This window comes from Wolbachia endosymbiont (group A) of Philonthus cognatus (genome assembly GCF_947251755.1).
In the GTDB taxonomy this organism is placed as follows: domain Bacteria; phylum Pseudomonadota; class Alphaproteobacteria; order Rickettsiales; family Anaplasmataceae; genus Wolbachia; species Wolbachia pipientis.
Map to the genome: position 1 here is coordinate 573,646 of NZ_OX366388.1, position 21,555 is coordinate 595,200.

20 protein-coding genes are annotated in these 21,555 nt (G+C 35.8%); 12 read left to right on the forward strand and 8 right to left on the reverse strand.

The window, feature by feature from the left end; all coding sequences use genetic code 11:
• The first annotated feature begins 2 nt into the window (after positions 1 to 2).
• The 4 genes from rpmB to OPR21_RS02865 are packed head-to-tail and all read left to right on the forward strand — an operon-like array spanning position 3 to position 3,055.
• A complete protein-coding gene (gene rpmB / locus OPR21_RS02850; protein ID WP_006279619.1) occupies positions 3 to 317 on the forward strand; it encodes a 50S ribosomal protein L28 in 315 nt (104 codons plus the stop codon).
• On the forward strand, positions 310 to 1,173 hold the full coding sequence (gene lipA, locus OPR21_RS02855; protein WP_265030151.1) for a lipoyl synthase: 864 nt from the start codon (positions 310 to 312) through the stop codon (positions 1,171 to 1,173). The genes rpmB and lipA overlap by 8 nt, the downstream gene beginning before the upstream one ends.
• Before the next feature lie 53 nt (positions 1,174 to 1,226).
• Positions 1,227 to 1,943 carry a bifunctional demethylmenaquinone methyltransferase/2-methoxy-6-polyprenyl-1,4-benzoquinol methylase UbiE gene (gene ubiE / locus OPR21_RS02860; protein ID WP_265030152.1) on the forward strand — a complete coding sequence of 239 codons (717 nt, stop codon included), beginning with the start codon at positions 1,227 to 1,229 and terminating at the stop codon, positions 1,941 to 1,943.
• Positions 1,940 to 3,055, forward strand: coding sequence for an FtsW/RodA/SpoVE family cell cycle protein (locus OPR21_RS02865; protein WP_265030153.1), 1,116 nt, complete (start codon positions 1,940 to 1,942; stop codon positions 3,053 to 3,055). The genes ubiE and OPR21_RS02865 overlap by 4 nt, the downstream gene beginning before the upstream one ends.
• Before the next feature lie 194 nt (positions 3,056 to 3,249).
• Here the strand turns inward: OPR21_RS02865 and OPR21_RS02870 are convergent, their stop codons facing one another.
• On the reverse strand, positions 3,250 to 4,113 hold the full coding sequence (locus OPR21_RS02870) for an Rpn family recombination-promoting nuclease/putative transposase (protein ID WP_182320143.1): 864 nt from the start codon (positions 4,111 to 4,113) through the stop codon (positions 3,250 to 3,252).
• A 785-nt stretch (positions 4,114 to 4,898) separates the two neighbouring features.
• On the opposite strand from OPR21_RS02870, the gene OPR21_RS02875 reads away from it, so the two are divergent.
• The 5 genes from OPR21_RS02875 (at position 4,899) to OPR21_RS02895 (ending at position 9,463) form a co-directional block, all read left to right on the forward strand.
• A complete protein-coding gene (locus OPR21_RS02875; RefSeq protein ID WP_265030154.1) occupies positions 4,899 to 6,599 on the forward strand; it encodes an ABC transporter ATP-binding protein in 1,701 nt (566 codons plus the stop codon).
• 226 nt (positions 6,600 to 6,825) lie between these two features.
• Positions 6,826 to 7,062, forward strand: coding sequence for a hypothetical protein (locus OPR21_RS02880; RefSeq protein WP_265030155.1), 237 nt, complete (start codon positions 6,826 to 6,828; stop codon positions 7,060 to 7,062).
• A gap of 95 nt (positions 7,063 to 7,157) precedes the next feature.
• Positions 7,158 to 8,864, forward strand: coding sequence for an arginine--tRNA ligase (gene argS / locus OPR21_RS02885; RefSeq protein WP_265030156.1), 1,707 nt, complete (start codon positions 7,158 to 7,160; stop codon positions 8,862 to 8,864).
• A gap of 94 nt (positions 8,865 to 8,958) precedes the next feature.
• Positions 8,959 to 9,183, forward strand: coding sequence for a hypothetical protein (locus tag OPR21_RS02890; RefSeq protein ID WP_010962565.1), 225 nt, complete (start codon positions 8,959 to 8,961; stop codon positions 9,181 to 9,183).
• On the forward strand, positions 9,164 to 9,463 hold the full coding sequence (locus tag OPR21_RS02895) for a type II toxin-antitoxin system RelE family toxin (protein ID WP_265030157.1): 300 nt from the start codon (positions 9,164 to 9,166) through the stop codon (positions 9,461 to 9,463). The genes OPR21_RS02890 and OPR21_RS02895 overlap by 20 nt, the downstream gene beginning before the upstream one ends.
• 999 nt (positions 9,464 to 10,462) lie before the next feature.
• Here the strand turns inward: OPR21_RS02895 and OPR21_RS02900 are convergent.
• The 4 genes from OPR21_RS02900 to OPR21_RS02915 form a co-directional block, all read right to left on the reverse strand.
• Positions 10,463 to 11,758 (reverse strand): Na+/H+ antiporter NhaC family protein, encoded by a 1,296-nt coding sequence (locus OPR21_RS02900; protein ID WP_006280467.1) that lies wholly within the window; start codon positions 11,756 to 11,758, stop codon positions 10,463 to 10,465.
• 220 nt (positions 11,759 to 11,978) lie between these two features.
• Positions 11,979 to 12,155, reverse strand: coding sequence for a hypothetical protein (locus tag OPR21_RS02905; protein ID WP_265030158.1), 177 nt, complete (start codon positions 12,153 to 12,155; stop codon positions 11,979 to 11,981).
• An 897-nt stretch (positions 12,156 to 13,052) separates the two neighbouring features.
• Positions 13,053 to 13,676 carry a heme ABC exporter ATP-binding protein CcmA gene (gene ccmA / locus OPR21_RS02910; protein ID WP_265030159.1) on the reverse strand — a complete coding sequence of 208 codons (624 nt, stop codon included), beginning with the start codon at positions 13,674 to 13,676 and terminating at the stop codon, positions 13,053 to 13,055.
• A 3-nt stretch (positions 13,677 to 13,679) separates the two neighbouring features.
• Complete coding sequence (locus tag OPR21_RS02915) at positions 13,680 to 14,111, reverse strand: hypothetical protein (protein WP_006279891.1); 432 nt, start codon at positions 14,109 to 14,111, stop codon at positions 13,680 to 13,682.
• Between the two features lie 196 nt (positions 14,112 to 14,307).
• Here OPR21_RS02915 and aspS point away from each other — a divergent pair, with 196 nt between their 5' ends.
• The gene (gene aspS, locus OPR21_RS02920; RefSeq protein ID WP_006279890.1) at positions 14,308 to 16,110 is read left to right on the forward strand and encodes an aspartate--tRNA ligase; all 1,803 of its coding nucleotides are present in this window, start codon (positions 14,308 to 14,310) and stop codon (positions 16,108 to 16,110) included.
• 61 nt (positions 16,111 to 16,171) lie between these two features.
• Positions 16,172 to 17,434 (forward strand): MFS transporter, encoded by a 1,263-nt coding sequence (locus OPR21_RS02925; protein ID WP_236514771.1) that lies wholly within the window; start codon positions 16,172 to 16,174, stop codon positions 17,432 to 17,434.
• 7 nt (positions 17,435 to 17,441) lie between these two features.
• On the opposite strand, the gene OPR21_RS02930 is transcribed toward OPR21_RS02925, so the two are convergent.
• Positions 17,442 to 18,365 carry an RluA family pseudouridine synthase gene (locus OPR21_RS02930; RefSeq protein ID WP_006279888.1) on the reverse strand — a complete coding sequence of 308 codons (924 nt, stop codon included), beginning with the start codon at positions 18,363 to 18,365 and terminating at the stop codon, positions 17,442 to 17,444.
• A gap of 408 nt (positions 18,366 to 18,773) precedes the next feature.
• Positions 18,774 to 19,754 carry a pyruvate dehydrogenase (acetyl-transferring) E1 component subunit alpha gene (pdhA, locus tag OPR21_RS02935; RefSeq protein WP_006279887.1) on the reverse strand — a complete coding sequence of 327 codons (981 nt, stop codon included), beginning with the start codon at positions 19,752 to 19,754 and terminating at the stop codon, positions 18,774 to 18,776.
• Between the two features lie 55 nt (positions 19,755 to 19,809).
• Here pdhA and hemJ point away from each other — a divergent pair, with 55 nt between their 5' ends.
• Positions 19,810 to 20,238 carry a protoporphyrinogen oxidase HemJ gene (gene hemJ, locus OPR21_RS02940; RefSeq protein WP_265030160.1) on the forward strand — a complete coding sequence of 143 codons (429 nt, stop codon included), beginning with the start codon at positions 19,810 to 19,812 and terminating at the stop codon, positions 20,236 to 20,238.
• Positions 20,239 to 20,405: 167 nt separating this feature from the next.
• Here the strand turns inward: hemJ and OPR21_RS02945 are convergent, their stop codons facing one another.
• Entirely contained in the window at positions 20,406 to 21,362 is a 957-nt protein-coding gene (locus OPR21_RS02945; protein ID WP_265029812.1) for an IS5 family transposase, read from the reverse strand.
• Positions 21,363 to 21,555: the final 193 nt, after the last annotated feature.

The window sequence follows — 21,555 nt, forward strand, 5'->3', positions numbered from 1 at the left end:
AAGTGAGTAGAGTTTGTGAATTAACAAATAGAAAAAAATCTTTTGGTAATAAGGTATCACATTCGAATCGTAAAACAAAGCGTACCTTTCTTTTAAATTTACATAAGGTTACGTTGACAAGTGATATATTAAATAAAAAGTTTAGATTTCGTGTGGCAACAAGAACTTTGAGAACTATAGATTACAAAGGTGATTTAGATGCTTTTTTGCTCAACACAAGAACGATTAAACTAAGTGAGAAAGCGCAGAAGATAAAAAGAAGGTTGAAAAAAGTTTTAGTAAAGCAAGAGGTAGAGTTAGCCGTTTCAGATGCATAACAAACCTCAATGGCTCAGAGCAAAAGCTCCGACCGGTGAAGTATTCAATGAGACCTTAAACATCGTTAAACTGCATAACTTGCATACAGTGTGCGAAGAGGCTGCATGTCCAAACATTGGTGAATGTTGGAATAAACGTCATGCTACTGTAATGATTCTCGGTTCTGTTTGCACTCGTGCTTGTGCATTTTGCAACGTTGCAACTGGCATTCCTGATAAACTAGATCCTCATGAACCAGAAAATTTAGCAAAAGCAATAAAAAAGTTAAACTTAAAGCATGTTGTTATTACTTCCGTTGATCGTGATGATTTGCCAGATGGTGGCGCAAATCAGTTTATACAGTGCATAGAAGAAATTAGAAAGATAACTTCAGAAACAACAATAGAGATTTTAACTCCTGATTTTTTAAATAAGAAAGAAGCATTTGAAGCAATCGCTGTTGCATCACCTGATGTCTATAACCACAATATTGAAACAGTGCCGAGATTGTATGCAAAAATAAGACCACGAGCTCGCTATTTTCATTCACTATATTTGCTGAAGATGGTAAAGCAGATTAATCCTAAAGTTTTCACAAAGTCAGGGCTTATGGTTGGTCTTGGAGAAACAAAAGAGGAAATACTGCAGGTTATGGACGATTTGCGCAGTGCTGAGGTTGATTTTATTACAATTGGTCAATATCTACAACCAACTCCAAAACATGCAAAACTTGATAGGTATGTTACCCCAGAAGAGTTTGAGCATTATAAATACATTGCTTACTCCAAAGGTTTCTTAGTGGTTGCATCAAGCCCACTAACTCGGTCATCATACCACGCTGAAGAAGATTTTAACAGGCTCAAGGCCTGTCGTTGACATTTGTGTTAATTCAAATTAATTTTTACTAATTATAAAGGAGTTTTTACGTAATGTCTACTATAAAAATCGAGAAGAAATCACAATTAGTTAAAGAGGTATTCGATTCCGTGGCAAGTCGCTACGACACCATGAATGATATAATGAGCCTCGGAATGCACAGATTATGGAAAGATAGGATGGTAAATAGTGTGCATTTTACAAAAAACTCTAAGGTTTTAGATGTTGCTGGAGGAACTGGAGATATAGCAATAAGAATAGTAAGAAAAGAGCCAAGTGCTAAGGTTACAGTATGCGATATAAATCAAAACATGCTAAGCAGAGGACGTGATAAAGCTATAAATTCAAACCAAATTAATTTTGATTGGGTATGTGCAAGTGCAGAAAGTTTACCATTTGAAGACTCCGAATTTGATTATTGCACAATAGCTTTTGGCATTCGAAATGTTTCTGCCCGCAAGAAGGCTTTAAATGAGGCGCACAGGGTATTAAAACCACATGGGAAATTTATCTGCTTAGAATTTGCCCCTATGCACTATCAAAATGAGATATTTACCAAACTTTATGACTTATATTCATTTAAAGTAATTCCTAAAATTGGCAGCATAGTTGCTAAAGACAAGAGTTCTTATGAATATTTAGTGAAGAGCATCAGAGAATTTCCAACTCAGGCTGATTTTAAAATGGAAATTGAAGAGGTAGGCTTTAAGAATGTTGAGTTTCATAATATGAGCTATGGAATAGTGGCATTACACATTGGAACAAAATGAATATTAAACTCTGGTATAGAACGCTGGATTATTATCTCATCCTTCCAGTGTTTTTTTTGCTCACTATAAGCTTCATTCTTGTTTATTCAGCAAGCCCTGTAATTGCGCAGCGTCTTTCTTTACCACAAGATTATTTTATACGGCGTCACACAATTTATATAGTCCTGTCACTAATTACCTTGGTGACATTTTCTTTTCTCAACACAAGAACTATACTTAACCTCTCGTTCGCAGGTTTCATTTTATTTACTATTCTAGTAGCAATTGCGATAATACTTGGTATAGAGGTAAAAGGTGCGAAACGATGGTTACATATTGTCAAAATTTCAGTTCAACCATCTGAGTTCGTAAGGCCATTTTTTTCTGTTGTTATAGCTAGTATCTTGGCCAGCGAAATGAAGTTTAAAATACACATATCAATCATAATATTTCTGTTAGTTTTTGTGTTGTTACTTTTGCAACCTGATTTCAGTATGTCTATGCTTTTAACATATTCTTTTATCGGTCAAATGTTTATTGCATGTATACCATTTTTATACTTTCTATGCATAATAGGAATGGCCGCAACTGGAACTACAATAGCTTACTTATGCCTCCCACATATAAAGCAAAGGATTTACAATTTTGTCTTTTTTACGCAGCGCGATAACTTTCAAGTCACAAAATCATTAGAAGCATTCAAAAGAGGTCAATTAACTGGAGTTGGACCTGGTGAAGGTAGCGTAAAAGCCTCTCTTCCTGATTGCCATACAGATTTTGTGTTTTCTGTTTTAGCAGAAGAATTTGGTTTGATTACGTGCTTAGCCACATTGATGTTATTTGGCATCATTTCCGCCCGCTTGCTTTACATTGCATATAGGGAAAATGAATTATTTAATCTGTTGGTGATTCTCGGTATCTCAATTCAATTCATCACACAATTCATAATAAACATAGGGGTAACATTGAGTGTTTTTCCAACCACCGGCATAACCCTGCCATTACTTAGCTATGGTGGTTCTTCTCTTTTATCTTCGAGCATCGCACTTGGCATAATGCTGTCTTTCAGTAGAAACCAAGCTATCGCATTAAAGTTTCGTGAGCGTGTTATGCTTGGAAGGTATATGGACTAAACTTGTACCGCTCACAACTATTATTGGTATCCCTCCAAAATGGGTATCTGTTCAGATGAGTGGCAAGAGATATTATGAAATCTGAAAGAGTTATGTGGAAATTTTTCAGAAAATATTCCACTGACATGCTGAACAACAAATACATCACTATGTCGTTTATCGCAAAAACTTATATTTTTCGTAACCATTCACACTTAATTCTGCAATTCTTTGATCTCACTCATAGAAAGACCAGTAGTTTGAGCTATAATATTAAAAGAAACACCTGCTTTAAGTAGATTCTTTGCGACTTCAATTTCCCTCTCTTTTCTACCTTCCTCTTTAGCAAGATCAAGTCTGTATTCAAGAATGGCTTCTTCTTTGCGCAGATCCATTATTCTTTCTTCATAAGCTACTAGATCTTTTTCATTCCAGTGAAACTTATCTAATTCATCATATGCTAGCTTTATTATTGGTGATTTTTCCGCAATTTTTCTGAGATCTTCGTCCGTTGTTTCATCTGCATATTTGAAAAAAAATAGCCAACGGTCTACTACACTTTCTAGTTGTTCTTCTCTACTCTTAGGAAATTTTGGCAGCTCTATGAAGATAAATTGAAAATCTTTTAAGTCATGCTCATTGGTTTTTTCATCTCTTATGGTATGGCTAGATATATAGTCAAGCTTATCAGGGAATAAGGTACAATTTGAAATCGCGATAAAGAAAATCTTCTTTAAATCAACGTATTTACCAGATTTATCAGCTTGTCTTGAGTAAGCCTTAGCAGCATAAAGTTGTGCGCGTTTTTCAAAGCCTTTATCACGAGTGAGCTGCATCTCAATTATATACCTGTTCCCACTAGAATCCCTGCAAAGAACATCAACAATGCTTTGTTTATCAGAAGCAATTTCAGGGTCCATAATGGTGCTTAAGAATTCTACTTCTTGTATAGTGTTGACTTCAGTACATCCTAAAATATCGTTTAAAAAATGGATAAGAATATTCTTATTTTTTTCAGTGCCAAAGATTTTCTTAAATGTTAAATCTAACTTTGGATCGAGAAATTTAGAAAGAGCCATAGTAAAAATACTGAGAAAAGATTAATAATTATACACTATTATTAACAACTATTCAACCATATTTTTAAGTATAGCTATACCGCCGCGGCGCTAACACGTAGCGGGATGACGAGCTTATCGTCACGCTGCCACGAACCGTCATACCGCCGCGGTATCTCAGCCGCTAACAAGAGATCCCGCTAACACGTAGCGGGATGACGATTGTCGTTTAGCCATAAATACTTAAGAAATTTACCAAACGAAAAAAAAGGCAAAAGAAGCCCTAGTCATTGTCTATTTTCAGTATTGGCGTTTTTTAAGTCTTAAACACTGCAATTTAGCTGCTTTTAAATGCAACTCACCTTAGTTTAAATGTTTAAGAAATTTACTAAGCAGAAAAAAAGGCAAAAGAAACCCCGTGTTAGCTAGTTGTCACTCTCTAATCCTGCAAATTGGCGTACTATACTGTCTTAAACGACTTATAAGCGCGTTTCAGCTTATATAGGTAAAAACCTAGAAATGTTGTGAAGACATAAGGTGCACATAGTGCAAAAAATTAAAAATAAGACGCCAACTACGTTGTTTTCTTGCTGTTTAATCTGCACAGATGAAGATAACTGAATACCTTCAATACCATGATAAGAGGACTGGCGGAGTTTGTCAAGCAAGTTTTTCGTTTCTGCGGGCTACTACCCTTTCTTGGTGGACTATAACAGCTGCAGAACCTAAATTGCTTCATACTACACCTTTCCCCTTTCCCCTGAAACTAAAATCTATATACTTAACTTTAGAAACTTTAAAATAAGATGCGATCTAATATTAGGCAGTTATTTTACTATATAAAGCCTAATCTATCCTATTTTGTCATAGCTTTTATTGCAGTTTTATTTTCAGCCTTAACGATCCTCCTCTTTGGCAGAGGCTTAAGCAATATAATTGATTCTGGCACAGAGCACGATTTTACTACCAAACTATTAGTTGCAATACTTATAGTTTTAGCCATTTCTCTCACTGCATTTACTCGGTTATATTTCATTGGCATTGGCAGCGAGAAAGTTATCGCAAGAATCAGATATGACTTATATAGCAGTATCACTAACTTGCAACCAAGTTTCTTTGAGAACACAGGCGTACAAGATGTTATCTCAGCGTTAATTACTGATACCTCTGTGCTGCAATCAATAATAAACAGCAGCTTACTAACCATATTACGAAATTTTGTGATTCTGATTGGCAGTGTTGCTATGTTATTATATACAAATATACAACTAACTGCGTATGCAGCCGCAATAATACCTATACTACTCATTATCATGACCTCACTTGGAAAAAAAGTGCGTAGCTATGCACGCTTTGCTCAGGATAAATTAAGTGAGCTTGCGTCATTTAGTGAGGAAAATTTTAGATCTATAGTGACTATCAAATCGTTTGTACTCGAGGAAAACGAAAAAATCCGTTTTAAGGAACATTTAAACTCAGTATCAAAATCATACGTAAAATTAGTACTCTTGCGTGCTATTTTAGTAACTCTAGTTATCACGTGTGTGATAGGTTCACTAGTTGTTTTGCTCTTTTTTGGTATTAAAGAAGTCTTAAGCAATAATATAACTATTGGAGAACTCTCCTCATTTGTGTTTTATTCAGCGCTCGCAGCAGGAGCTATAAATAATTTGAGCGATAATATCAGTGATTTACAACGAGGTCTTGGAATAGTAGAGCGTTTATTTGAATTTAAAAATATGAAAAGCTCTATAGCAGATCCTGATGATCCTATAAAAATTTGTAGTGTTCAAAAAGGAATTTCGTTTAATGGCGTAACATTTTTTTATGCTGATAAGCCAGCATTAGATAACGTATCATTTTCTATAGAGGCAGGTCAAGCAGTATCAATTGTTGGACCATCTGGCAGTGGTAAAAGCACCATTTTAAAGCTTCTGCTCCGTTTTCATGATCCAAACAAAGGTAGCATTACTATCGATGGGCACAATATTAAGTCAATTGCGCTAAATGACCTCAGATCGTTGTTTGGCTTAGTGCCACAAGATCACATGATATTTTCTTGCTCAATAATGGAAAATATACTATATGGCAAACCAGGTGCCGAATATGAGGAAGTGAAGCAAGCAGCCATCAGCGCTTATGCGATGGAATTTATTGATAAGCTGCCTGATAAATTTGATACATTTGTAGGAAAAAGAGGATTAAAACTTTCTGAAGGACAAAAACAGCGTATTATAATAGCAAGAGCCATACTCAAAAACCCTCAGGTTTTAATACTGGATGAAGCAACCTCTGCCCTTGATTACAAAAGTGAGAACCTCGTGCAAAAAGCCTTGAGCAAGTTAATGCAAAACAGAACAACAATCGTAATTACACACAGGCTATCAACCGCACTCAAGACTGACAAGATTATAGTAATTAATCATGGAAAAGTAGAAGAAGTAGGCACTCATGACTCTCTAATAAGTAAAGACGGGCTATATGCAAAACTGGCGAAGATACAGTAGGCATGAAATATTGTGTAAATTAAAAGAGAATTTAAGCTATATCGTTGTTGATTTAATGAGTATGCTAGATTTAATGTTAAAGTTATTAATTTTTTAATTTTATTATTTTATAATGGTTCCATAGTTATCCGGAAATTTCGTGATCTGTAGTTTCTTTCATTCACGTTATATTCATAGCTTGTTCTATCTTAATGTAATTCCAATTTTGACTGTATAGGAGGTCTCTATGTTAAAACATAACTATAGTGATAAAATCAATAATCGCTATTCATATACTAACAAATTTTCTTATAGTGATGAGGGTGTAGACGAGACGATCAAGGATAAAATCACAACTGAAGATCAGGTGATAACTGAAGATCAGGTAGTAACTGATGATGTTGAAGAGCCTGATGCTGGTAATGATGGTTACAGTGAAGGTATGGCTTTCTCTTACCATGGTTACGGCAACGACTTAATATAAACTCTGATCCAGGAAGATAAAATAGTTAAGATAAACCTTCAACTAGCCCCACTTATTCGCTATATTGTTGGAGATTTTCATAGTTTTTCTAGTTGATGAACATTTTCAAAAGGGCTTCTTCCTTAATTTTGAGTAAATTAAACGAGTTGAAGCAAAGGGGTATTATAAATACAGATACAACAAACTTTATCGTAGAACCCCCAAGTAACAGAGCACATGGAGACATTTACACAAACGTTGCTATGGTGCTCGCAAAGCATGAAAAGAAGAATCCCATTGAAATTGCAGAGGTTTTAGCCAAAGAATTTGAACTTTTTGATGAAGTTGCAAAAGTGGAAATAGCGGGCCCTGGTTTCATCAACATACACTTAAAAATAAAAGTATGGCATGGGATTTTAAAACAAATAAATGAGCTAAAAACAGAGTTTGGCACCCTAGATATAGGGAACAATCAGGCCATCAATGTTGAATTTGTATCTGCAAATCCAACTGGTCCACTGCATATTGGTCATGCAAGAGGGGCAGTATTTGGTGACGTTCTGGCAAATTTATTGAAAAAAGTTGGTTATAAAGTTACTAAGGAATACTATATTAACGATGCTGGAGCGCAGATAGATACACTAATAAAGTCAGTATATCTGCGGTACAAAGAAGCTCTGGGAGAAAAAATCAGTATAGAAAAAGGTTTATACCCAGGTGAATATTTAAAACCAATAGGGGAGGGGCTAGCTAAAAAATATGGCAAGGAATTTCTAAAAAAGCAAGATAATCAAATAATTAGGGAATATACTTTAAGTTTTATCTTAGAACTCATAAAGGAAGACATGAACTTGCTTGGAGTAAATCATGATGTTTTTACTTCAGAGTATGAGCTACAAAAAAGTGGCAAAATTGAAGAGAGTATAAAGATATTGTCTGACAAGGGTCTAGTGTATGAAGGGTACCTGGAGAAACCAAAAGGCAAAGAAAGCGAAAATTGGACTTCCAGAAAAGAGATGCTATTTCGCTCTACAAAATTTGGTGATGACGTTGACCGTGCATTGAAGAAAGAGGACGGCAGTTGGACTTATTTTGCCTCGGATATCGCTTACCATTTTGATAAGATATCGCGTGGTTTTAACAATATGATCGTAGAGCTTGGTAGTGACCACGGCGGTTATGTCAAAAGACTCAAAGCAGTCGTCTCTGCGCTCAGTGATGATCAAGCAAAAATAGAGGTAAAACTGCATAATATTGTGAATTTTTTCGAGAACGGCAAACCTGTTAAGATGTCCAAAAGATCAGGAAACTTCCTAACAGCAAGAGATGTAGTGGAAGAAGTTGGCAGGGACATAACTCGTTTTATAATGCTAACACGCAAGAATGATATGGTCTTGGACTTTGATTTTGCTAAAGTTAAAGAACAGTCAAAAGACAACCCTATTTTTTACGTGCAATATGCGCATGCTCGTGCTCATTCGTTAATGCGTAATGCTCCAAAAGAGCTCCCAACAGCAGATCCTTCACTTTTAAGGACAGGTGGAGAGCTCTTCCTCATAAAAACCTTAGCAAAGTGGCCAGATGTGGTAGAAATTGCAGCAAGGCTTTGTGAGCCACACAGAATTACTTTCTACTTACTTGAAGTTGCAGAAGCGTTTCACGTTTTATGGGGGTATGGCAAGAGTGATTTAAACATGCGTTTCATACTGGAAGACAACTTAAACCTCACCGCTGCAAGAATGTTTCTCGTGCAGGCCTTAGCACACGTCATCGCTTCTGGACTTTCTATCTTCAATATAGAACCTTTGGAAGAGATGAGTTGATTTTTTTATGCAAGATTGTTTTTTCAACGAATAGAGAAGTTGACAAAATTAAGTAAAAATGTTATAGTTTATAGTAGTATTTTCTGGTTAATATATGGCTCACAGTCAAAAAAAGCTCAATGTTAATGTAAGTTTTGACAGTAAATTGGCTCAGTATCTTACAGAAATGGCAGAGACTCAAAATAAAACTATTCCTGAAGTTTTAGTAGATTTAGTGGAAGAAGAGTTCGAAGAAGATGTAGAGCTATCCAAAATAGCTGACGATCGCCTCTCTGAAGGTGAAGAAGAAGTAGAGGATGATGAAAACATCTGGAAATAAAACTTACACTATAAAATTCTTAAAAAATGTTATTGAAAAAGAAATTCCAGCTCTTCCGGCAAAGATTAAATTAATGGTTCAGGAGGCCATAAAGAAACGCCTTACAGTTGATCCTTTTAATCTAGGAAAGCCTTTATGTCATAGCTTTAGAGGGCAATATAGGATAAGGGTTAGCAACTACTGTATAATTTACAGCATAAATCATTCAGAGCGCAGAGTACTTATTACTGTAGTGGGGCATAGAAAAAACATTTACAAACACAGGAGATTACACAATTAAAAATATAAGAAGACAACTTAAACCTTACCGCTGCAACTCGTGCAAGCCTTAGATCGCTTCTGGACTTTCTATCTTCAATATAGAGCCGTTAGAAGAAATGAGTTGATTTTTTTTGTTACAATATGTAATGATCAAAATATTATTCAAAGTAGGGTAAAGTTATGACAATCAGTTTTAGGGAGTATTCAACTGTATTCACTGAAGTTGCGGAACAGACAGATTTAAATGGAAATAACATAATTGAAAGAATAAAAGGGCATTAGCATAGATCCCGCTAACAAGCAGCGGGATGACGGTTGTCAGGGTGTCAGGCTAGTACCTTCTCTTGTCATCCCAGTGCCCAGACACTGGGATCCAGAAAAGTTTGCTTGTGAACAAGCAAACTAGCATGGAAAGTGGTTACAACATTTTCGATGAGATTATATGGAAAACTGTATTCCAGTGTCAAGCACTGGAATACATCACAGGGGCACTGGAATGACACCCTTTACGAGCTCTTAAATTGTAACTATAAATGTTTAAGAAATTTACCAAATAAAAAAAAGGCAAAAGAAGCCCCGTGGTGGTTGGCTATTTACCATGTACTAAAATACCGGCGTTTTTTTTATTCTAAAACGCTTGATTAAGAGCGATTTAGCTGCTTTTAACTTGCAACTAACCTACACCGCAAGTGTTTAAGAAATTTACTAAGCAGGAAAAAAGGCAAAGAAACCCCGTAGTAGCTAGCATTCAAATTCTCCCTTGTCAATTTGACGTTTTTTGCTGTCTTAAACGCTTTGTAAGCGCGTTTCGGCTTATATAGGTAAAAACCCAGAAATTTTTAAAGACATGCGATGCACGTAGTGCGAAAAATTAAACATGAGACGCCAAATACCCTAAGTTTTTTGTCATTAACCTGCACAGATTGCGAAGATAAATAAATAGCTTCAGTTTCATGATAAGGGGGTTGGCGAAGGGTGTCAAGTAATTCCGTTCCTTATGGGTAAAAAAAGAGAAACTCTAAGTTGCAGCCGCACAATGTTTCTCTTTTCTGCTGTTGATGATTATTTCGCCTATTGTAACTGCCGCTAGAATAAAGCAATAATATACCTGTGTTAATAAAGAAATAGGTGATACAGAGGCGATGCTACCTGCTAGCAATAGTTGGGAACCATAAGGTAAGATACCTTTTGTAGCACAAGCAAAAACATCTAATAAGTATGCGCTGCGATGTGGCGCAATACTGTGTTTTTGTGCAAGCCTTTTTGCAATGCCACCACTTAGTAAAATAGCAATGGTATTATTGGCAACTAAGGTAGTAAACATAGACGCAATTCCTGCTATCACAAATTCAGCTTTAGTTTTTGTGATATTGCTTTCATCGATGAGTTTATGCAACGCTTTTTGACCTTGCTTGTACATTATATGGCTCAATCCACCGATAAATAGAGCAAATATCACTATTTCGTTTACTTTTTTGAAACCGTCATACACGTCATGAGGAAATTGAATGATAGCATAGTCAAAAAAAGTTATTCCTAGCACACCAGCAATAATTATGTTTATAGTTATTGTTACTAAAGTGGCGACTTCAAGCAGCCCCATGATTATTAAAGAAATGTAAGGAATAATTTTTATTATAGAATAATAATCTAAATTTGATATAGAAATAATTTTTGTACTATTTGAGGCAACTGCTAGGTAGATGAGTGTTATAATGCTGGCAATAAGTGCAACTTTAGAGTTCATTTTAAGTTTATCTTTTGCTGAAGCTTCCTGTGAAGAAACAGATGCAATGGTGGTATCAGATATCATCGAAAGGTTATCGCCAAACACGGCACCACCTACTACAGTTGCAGTTCCTATTTCGAGACCAAAAGCTCCACTTTTTGCCAGATTAACAGCTATAGGTACCATCAGCGCAACAACTCCCATAGATGTGCCAATTGCAGTTGAAATAAAAGCAGAAGCCAAAAATACTCCAGGCAGCAGTAATCTTGCTGGAAGGAAATTAAGAATTAAATTAGCAACAGTGTCTGCGCTACCGATTGATTGAGTCACCGCAGAAAATGCTCCAGAAAATAAAAAAATTAAACACATAGTAAGGGTGTTTTTGTCACCCATGCCCTTGATAACAGTATCGATGTTATGCTGAATTTTATTTGTACCACGTGAGACAGCAAAAAATAGTGCTGGTAATAAGCAGATTACTGGTGAAACCTGATGAAGTGGATTATCAGTTCCGATAAAAGAAAAATAAGCACCACTTCCAAGATACAAGATTAAAAAAATAATCAAGGGGACAAAAGCTGTCATTTTACTGTACCTAAACTTATAACTATAACTAATTAAGTGGTTTTAAGCAAGTTTGGTTTTCACTAGTTCTACAGGAAGTCAATAGCAGAGTTTTAAACTTCATATTTAATCTACTAAATAAATAGCACATGTAGCTTATTGCTTGACAATAGGATCTAATTGTTGTCTAGATTCCAGCATCACGCGCACAACTGTACGAACATTTGTTTGCGAAGAAATGTTATAGCTGGTTTTGCTTCAAACACAAAGATATCATCCGAGTAGCTGAATACTTGGATCCAGGAAACTTAATTGCAAGTAATGCATTGGGTTTGGTGAGTATGGGTTTTGCGTTATAGAATGAAGCACTTTTTGTGAATTTGTAAAGAAAACTGGATCCCAGTGGGCTTTGTTGCATCGCTAGCTATGATGGATTAAAGATAAAAAAGGTGGAGAATATCAGTAGCTTATTATTCTGGTATTTATAACAAGAACGGTCAGTGAATACCTAAATTTGAGTAAAAGAAATTTCACTACCACTCACTAATCCGGCTAAAATTCAAGAATTTCAATGCTTTAGCTATTTTCAATAGAATTAAATTTATTAATATAAATAATAAATTACTATTCTTAAATTTGATCAGATTGATTGCAAAAAAACAAGATTTTCAATAGGTTGCTTATAATCCTAATTATAGTTAGCCTTTCATAAGTAGCGATGCAACAAAGCCATCCCAGTGTCAAGCACTGGGATGACAAAAAAAGGAGCACTGGAATGACACCCTCTTGGATAGAAATTAACGTTACGCACTGCCCAGTTCATTTAGCTACAAATATTAAGAAATTTACCAAATGAAAAAAAAGGCAAAAGAAGCCCCGTGGTTGGCTAATTACTTACATTATACTTTCAAGTATGGCGTTTTTTTATTCTAAACGCTTAATAACCGCGATTTAGCTGCTTTTTAATGCAACTAACCTTTAGTCATAAATGTTTAAGAAATTTACTAAACAGAAAAAAAGGCAAAAGAAACCCTAGGGTAGCTAATTATTCACTATCCATTTTTTAAGTTGGCGTTTTTTGATGTTTTAAATGCTTTATAAGCGTATTTCAGCTTGTATAGGTAAAAACCTAGAAATTTGATAAAGACATAGAGTGCACATAGTGCAAAAAATTAAACATGAGACGCCAGATACGTGAGTTTTTTTGTCATTTAATCTGTACAGAGAAGATAAATAAATAGCTTCAGTTTCATGATAAGGAGGCTGGCGGAGTTTGTCAAGTAAGTTTTTTATTTCTAGCGGTTGTTGCCAAAAACTATACAAGAAGTCTATTGAAATTACGTATATCAATCGTTGTAAAATCACACAATTGCTCTGTAGAGCTATGCCCTGTAATAATTACTATACCATTTTGCTCAGAGCGTATTGAGATTAGGTTCAGCACTAATTCACACGTTGCACTATCAAGATTACAAAATGGTTCATCTATCAGCCAAACGCTTGCATTAGAAATCAAGAGGCGAGCAAGTGCAACTCTTCTTCTCCAGCCTGCAGAAAGTTCGCCATATCTAATATTAAGTACAGGCTGCAACTGCAAACAACAAATAGCTGCCACAATCAGTTCTCTAGTATTTCGTATTCCTGCCCAGAATTCTACGTTTTGAGCAACAGTTAAGCTATCTTTACAGGCATTCTTATGGCCTATATAGACCATAGAAGATATATAGGATTTTGGATCATCATATATATCTTTTCCGCAGTGCCTTATATTGCCTGATACCGGCGGTAAAAGTCCAGATAAACTTCTAATTAAGCTGGTTTTACCACTACCATTTGGACCAGTGATTAGAATCTTTGATTTTAGCTCAGCTTTAAAACTGAGATTCTTAAATAGTACCTTATTATTACGAGCGCAGGATAAATTTTCACATTCAAGCATGGATTATCTGCCCTTCCCCTTATGTTTACCTTGAGTTGAAGCCTGAGCTTTTACAAACAGCTCCCAAAATCCTTTCTGTCCGCCTTCTCTATGTATCAATTGTGCAAAACGCTGCATTAAACCATTACCCATCATAACCATCTTTGTCCATTTACCTACCGGTTTTGCTATGTCAACTATTTCTGGATCTTCTTTATAAACTTGCACATCTTTTTGTTTCTCGCGTAGCGTTTCTTGTTGTTTCAGCAACTCTTTTTGCTTATTTTTTTGATATAATTCATTGAATTTTCTGTCTTCTTCCCACTCTTCTTTAAAAACTTTTCTAGGAAATATGATTTTTCTAATGCGATTTTTGTATATTTTTCTCAAAAAGAGAAATACTGCAGCTACAGCAAGTAATGTTACGCTATATAATATGATCTGTGTAAGTGGCATTTCCTGTATCTAATTCATTAAAAATACCCTTGCTATTATACCATAATTATAGAAATTGTGCAATTTTTTTGCGGGTAAAGACAATATAAAAGCAGTACTGCTCTATTTCGAAAATTGCGCAAATATCTGACGAACGGGCTTGTATGTAATAAGGTTTATTTCTATACTTCTTAAAGAATTTAGAAGTAAAACAAATATGAACTGCTGTAAAACTCATACGTGCAATGAACTGAGGAAGAACGACGTAGAAAAGGAAGTTACCCTTTCTGGATGGTTATATCGTAAGCGCGACCATGGTAACCTAATTTTTGTTGATTTAAGGGACTTCTACGGAATCACTCAGCTAGTATTTAATAATGACAAAGACTTTTTTGATGAGATATCAAATTTAAAATTGGAGAGTGTAATTACTGTTACAGGAATAGTTGAAGCTAGAACTGAAGATACGGTAAACAGCTCTATTTCTACCGGAGAAATCGAGGTGATAGTCAACAATTTGCGCGTTGAGTCGGAAGTTGAGTTCCACTTTGATGAAGAAATAGCAAAAGAAGAAAGAAGTATATTGGCAAGCATTACCGGCGAGCAAGAATACCCAGAAAACATGAGATTTAAATATCGATTTCTTGACTTAAGACGTGAAAAAGTCCGCAACAATATTATTTTGCGCTCACAAATTATTGCAGAGCTCCGCAAGCTCATGATAGAGCGAGGATTTTTAGAGATTCAAACTCCAATACTCACTGCTTCCTCTCCTGAAGGAGCACGCGACTACCTAGTGCCAAGCAGGCTAAATCCTGGCAAGTTCTATGCATTGCCACAAGCTCCGCAGATTTTCAAACAGTTGCTCATGGTCTCAGGGTTTGATAAATATTTCCAAATCGCACCGTGTTTTCGTGATGAAGATGCAAGGGCTGACCGCTCTCCTGGGGAATTTTACCAGCTAGACCTTGAAATGTCTTTTGTGACTCAAGAGGACATATTTGACGTTATTGAATCTGCTTTATATAAAGTGTTCGCCAAATTTTCTCGCAAGTCTGTCGATAAAGATTTTCCACGCATTACATACAAAGAGGCAATGCTTAAGTATGGTTCTGACAAGCCAGATTTGCGTAATCCACTATTAATCAGCGATGTTACAGAAATTTTCCGTGATTCAGGGTTCAATATTTTCAAAAGCAATATTGAGCGTGGTATGGTAGTGAGAGCCATCCCTGCACCTAAAACAGCAGAGGAACCACGCAGCTTCTTTGATAAAAAGATAGAACATGCGCAAAAAGAATTCGGTGCTAAGGGTCTCGGATATATAACGTTTGATAAAGATGGAACTGCGAAAGGCCCAATTGCTAAATTTCTTGATGAAAATAGGCTAAACCACATAAGAGAAGCAACAAACATAGAGCCAGGAGATAGTGTATTTTTTGCTTCTGACAAAGAGAATGAGGCGGCAAACATTGCAGGAAAAGTACGCACTCTTTTAGGGTCAGAACTCAGTCTTATAGATGATAATATCTTCAAGTTTTGTTGGATCATTGATTTTCCATATTTTGTATATGACGATAAAAGTAAAAAAATAGATTTCTTTCATAACCCATTTTCTATGCCACACGGTGGTCTGAAAGATTTAGAGGAAAAGAATCCACTCGATATCCTTGCTTACCAGTATGATCTTGTTTGCAATGGAATAGAACTATCAAGTGGGGCAATTCGCAATAACAAACTGGATATCATGTATAAAGCTTTCGCCATTGCAGGCTATAGTAAAGAAGAAGTTGATACAAAATTCGGTGCACTTGTACGTGCATTCAGATTTGGTGTTCCTCCTCATGGTGGAATAGCACCAGGGGTTGATAGAATAGTTATGCTGCTTGCTGATGAGCCAAATATTCGTGAAGTAATCTGTTTTCCTATGAACCAGCAAGGTGAAGATGTTCTAATGGGTGCTCCTTCCAAGGTGGAGGATAAGCATTTACGTGAATTATCCTTGAAGGTTATTGAATGAAAAATTTTATAGCAAGGAGCACCGGTTAATGATATATTAGGTTATGTTAAATTGAAAGACCATGAATAATATTCAAAAAGCAATACTATCGGGCATGATCTGTAACATGATTGTGTGGTATGAACTCACTCTTTTTGGAGTATTAACAGATACAATCATCAACGTTTTTTTCCCATCAGAAGATCATTATTTGAGTACACTCAAATTCCTTGGTGTTTTTGCAATTGGTTTTGCGTTTAGACCAATTGGTGCAGTAATTTTTGGTTATATGGGAGATAAGTATGGCAGAAGAAAGACTTTACTTACTTCAGTAATATTAATTTCAATATCATCCACAATTATGGGAATTATACCTGGGTATAAAGAAATAGGGTTGCTTTCACCTGTATTGCTTGTGTTTTGTAGAATAGTGCAAGGAATAACTGCAGGAGGTGAAACAAGCATTAATACAGCATTTACGATAGAGCATTCAAAAGATAAAAAAAATCTAGGTTTCTTAGGAAGTATGAAGCCCTTTAGCGGAGCCCTTGGAACGCTCTTATGCATAACAATGATATTTATCTGCAAAAGAGTTACAGGTGAGAACTATGAAATATGGGGATGGAAGTTGCTTTTTTATTTTTGCTTTTTTTTGGGGACAATAGGTTTTTTAACTAGGTACATATTAAAAGAAAGCTTAGCATATAAAACTAATAAGTACGCTAATAATTTAGCACATTCACCATTGTTAGAACTAGTAAGAAACTATAAAAGACCGCTTATTATTTCAATCAATCTGGGAATTGCTCAGAATGCAATTGTCTACGCAGCAATAATGTTTTATAATATATCAATAAAAGAGCTAGTTATTTTATCTATTAGTGTTAAAGATTTAATGAGGATAGTAGTACAGGTTGTATTTGCAGCATCTGCGGTACTTTTTGCAATTTTATCTGATAAAGTTGGAAGAAAACGCGTAATGATTCCTGTACTGATTATGCTATCTCTGATTGGTACATGTGTATTACCATTATTATCTTCCGTTAACCACTATGTCGTAATAATAACTTACTTATTGATTACTATACCAGTAGGTGCATCTTTTGGAATATATGGCTCTGTTATTTGTGAACTGTTTCCAACAAAAGTAAGATGCACTGGCGTAAGCTTAGCAAATAATATATCTGCAGGAATTTTTGGTGGCCTTTCTCCATACATATGCATGTGGCTTATAGAAAAAACCGAAACAAAACTTGCAGCAGGCATTTATCTTACTGCCTGCGCATTAATTAGCCTAATATCTGTGCTTCAAATTAAAGCCAAAGACAGAAAAGTTGATTGGTGAAATCGTTTCAGTCGAAAAATAGCGCTTCAATGGATTTTTCGATGTGTTTAGTGATAGGAGCGGTGATAGTGATTTCTTTATTGTTTGGCAGTTTTAAAGATAAAGAATGCGAATGAAGGTGAATTTTATTTGCTATCCCATCAATAAAAGCTTTTTTACCACCATATTTACCGTCACCAAGAATAGGGCAATTTATATGAGCTAAATGTGCACGTAACTGATGGGTTCTGCCGGTAATTGGTTGTAATTTTAAATAAGCAACATTGTGTTTGGATTTTGCTATAATTGAAAAATGCGTAGTGGCATTCTGAGGTGAATTTTCATCAACGACCACTTTTTCTTGACCTGAAACATATTTTTTCACCAATGGATAGTCTATTGTTCCACTATCCTTGCTCGGTATGCCAGAAGTTAATGCTAAATAAGTTTTTTTTACTCTTCGTCCTTTAAATTCTTCCATAAGGTATCTGGCAACATTAGCGTTGCGTGCGAATATTATCACTCCACTCGTATCTCTATCTAGCCTATGGACAATTTTAAATGTTTCTCCCTCTCTTATTTGGTCAAGCAAATCACTCATGCTAATCTTTACTTTTACGCCACCTTGAACGATGACCCCTGCGGGTTTGTTTATAGCTAGTATATATTCGTCTTCATATAATATGTTCTCTCTTAGTAGATTCACTAACTTTTCATTATATTTGCGATCAGAATTAGCGTTTTCAATATAATTCAAGTGCTTCAGCGTTATAGTTTGCCCAGAATTTACTCTATCACTGGACTTTGCTTTGCAATCATCAACTTTGATTAATCCTTTCCTTAAAGATTTTTCAATTACAGATTGCTTTAGATCAGGAAAGATTCTTCTGATGTACCTATCCAGCCTAACGTTATCGTCTTCTATTAATATGGTTTTTATACTTTGTAGCATTCCATTATTTATAATGAATATCTAGTGAAATGTCAATTATTGGTGTCATTCCAGTGTCAAGCACTGGAATGACACCGAAGGGGCTACTGCCGTCATAAAGGAACCAGTGTCAGCTACTCGGATGACAGGAGAAGGAGACTACTGAGATGACAGCTAGCCTGACAACCGTCATCCCGCTGCTTGTTAGCGGGATCTAGAGATACCGCGAATGAATCGCGGTATGACGGTTCGCGGCGGCATGACGTAGAGCTTGCGTTAGCTATACTTTTATACTCACCAACTCAGCTGGATCCAAGTAGTCGGAGCACTGGGATGACAAAAAAAGGAGGGCACTTGGATGACGGGAGAAGGAGCTATTTGGATGACATCGTTTACTATACAATGTTTGTACAGTTCTGGATAAAAAAATTAGCTAACAAATTTATAAACATCAGTATACAGCTCATCAACGCTTGGTTCTTTACTATTTTTGGCAAAATCTTCCGACTTTTTTACTAAATCACGTATTTCCTTATCAATTACTTTGCACTCTTCTTCTGAAGCCATTTTATTATCTGTCATGTATTTCTTTAAAGTGCTTATAGGGTCATGATTTTGCTTCATATCTTCAACTTCTTCTTTTAAGCGATAAGTAGCAGGATCTGACATTGAGTGACCGCGATATCGATATGTCTTCATTTCAAGCAGGATAGGCCCTTTTCCGCTGCGTGTGTGTTCCGCTGCTTCGCTTGTAGCCTCATAAACAGAGAAAAAATCCATTCCATCAACTTGTTTTCCAGGAATACCAAAACTTTCTCCTCTTTTATATAACTCTGTTACTAAAGTTGATCTTTGCACGGAGGTTCCCATTGCGTATTCATTATTTTCTATGATGTAAACCACAGGCAACTCCCACAAAGATGCCATATTAAACGATTCATATACTTGTCCTTGATTTGCAGCACCGTCGCCAAAATATGTAAATACCACATTATCTTTTTTCTTATATTTATTAGCAAATGCTATTCCTGTGCCAATTGGAACTTGTGCTCCCACTATTCCATGCCCGCCGAAGAATTTTTTTTCAACGTCAAATACGTGCATCGAACCACCTTTACCTTTCGAGCATCCTGTTTCTTTGCCGGTAAGCTCTGCCATTACAACATTTGGATCAGAATCACATGCGAGCATTAAGCCATGGTCTCTATAACTTGTGATAAAAGCGTCACCTAATTTTGATGCAGCTTGAGTTCCAACTGCAACTGCTTCTTGTCCTATTGATAGGTGACAGAACCCGCCTATTAATCCCATCCCATATAATTGTCCTGCTTTTTCCTCAAATCTGCGTATGAGTAGCATTTTCCTGTAGAATCCAATTATCTGTTCTTTAGTGAAATTTTCTGCTTTCATATCGATTTCTTTTTCATTAAACTAACACAATACCAGGAATTTTAAATTTTTGCTAATGAACTATTACCACTGGCTTGAGGCTTTTCATGTTATCTCTGTTATCATGTGGATGGCAGGTATGCTTTATTTACCCAGGCTTTATGTCTACCATGCAACTGTAAAACCGGGATCGGAAAATGATAGCTTGCTTCAAACAATGGAAAAGAGGCTACTTAGACATATCATAAACCCTGCAATGCTTTTCTCACTTGGTCTTGGAATTACACTAATGGTTATTAGGGAAGCATATCGTGAAGGATGGTTTCATGTAAAAGCATTTGCAATACTTTTGATGTTAATTATTCATATGCTACTTGCAAAATATAGGAAAAATTTTGCAATGGGTTCGAATAAGAAGTCACATATTTATTTTCGCGTTTTAAATGAAGCAGTTACAGTATTGATAATAGTTATAGTTATTATGGTTGTTGCAAAACCTTTTTGACTGACCTTACCCAAAAAAAAGCAGAAAGCTCGTATCTGTTCAGATGCATGGCTAATGTACAATACTGAAATAAAAATTCCAGTGCTCCCTTTCTTGTCATCCCAGTGCTTGACACTGGGATGGCTTTGTTGCATCGCTCTTCGGATAGTAGGTAACGTACAATAAATTCATGAAGCTATCTCAAACTTAGCCATGCCTATTTCAGTAAATTTGTTAAGCAAATAACACTTGAGTAGCAGTTCCTTCTCACGATTAATTTCAGATTTGCTCCTAAAACTAAACCCAAATATTCGCTTCAACCTTGAGAAAAATCCTTCAATATACGATCTTTTTCCGTAATTTACTTCTTCTTTCCATCTTTTTATACCATTCTCACCATGTAATTTCATTAACTGAATAGCGGCATTTCTATCAAGCATATAATCCAATTTTGGATGCTCTGCTGCGTTGTTTTTCGGAGGAATTTTCGTTTTTATACCATATTGATTACACAGCTTATAGAGCTTTTCTCTGTCATATGCCCTATCTGCATATAGTACTTTTATGACATACTGAAAATCGACTTCTTTTAGCAAATCACAAGCTCCATAGTGATCAGAGTAGACACCGTTACTGTATTTTACAGCTATGGCTTTTTTGCTGTTTGTATTCAACATTACATGCAATTTTCTTGTCTGTTCATAGCTGCGATACTTTCTATCTTCGCTATTTTCTTTGCTATGGCCAGGAGTGTTGTTGTATATACTAATTCCTGTACTGTCTATAGCAATTTCGATATCTTCCATATTATTTTTATCAATTCTGCAATCATTGATCTTAATATTGAGTTTCTTAAACCTTCTTGATGATTGTGAATAGCTGATAACTTGCAAATTTTTCCCAATTTGCTCAAGGTATCCTGCTATAAACCCAACTGTTTGCCTCAGGCCTATTCTAAATAAACAAGTTATTATGTGCACCAAAATTACAACTTTATCGCTATAAATATTGTTGCCACCTGGTATTTTTGGACCATTCTCGTACCACTTTTCTATGGCTTCGTTGATATAATGAAAAATATTTCCTCTTTTTTCTAGAAATTTGTTATATTCGCTATGGTTACTGACCCTCATTTTTTGTGGCATATTTTTTCTTTCAAGGTTAAATGGCTATTTTATAATGAATTTTGTCAGTAGCCACCAGATTTTTCAGTTGCTATGCAACAAAGCCCACTGGGATCCAGTTTTTCGTATAATTTTGTCAAAATCTATTGTGCTAGCAAGTTCACTAGCGTCACGCGCTGGTCTGTTAGACATTTACGTGTAGGGTGAAGAAATT